Origin of the sequence: Rhodococcus sp. B10 (assembly GCF_011770055.1) — a bacterium.
GTDB lineage: Bacteria > Actinomycetota > Actinomycetes > Mycobacteriales > Mycobacteriaceae > Rhodococcoides > Rhodococcoides kyotonensis_B.
Window position 1 is genome coordinate 1 of sequence record NZ_JAAFYV010000151.1, and the last position, 255, is coordinate 255.

Sequence of the window (255 nt, forward strand, 5' to 3'; positions counted from 1 at the left end):
AGCAGGCGAGGTGGAGGTGCTCTCCCTCGACCATGCAGGACTCGTCGAGCGGTGCGCCTCGGGTGAGTACAGCGTCGTCGTCTCGCAACTTCGCGACCGTTTCGACGCCGAACTTCTCGAGACCGCGAAAATCACCGGAATCTCCAATTACGCAGTGGGTTTCGACAACATCGACGTCACCGCGGCCACTGCACGCGGGATCACGGTCGGCAACACCCCTGGAGTGCTCACCGATTCGACGGCCGACATCGCACT

General features: G+C 62.4%; 1 pseudogene. It reads left to right on the top strand.

The annotated features are described in order from the left end of the window. Positions 1-255: pseudogene (locus tag RhoFasB10_RS26880) on the top strand (D-glycerate dehydrogenase); the annotation flags it as partial.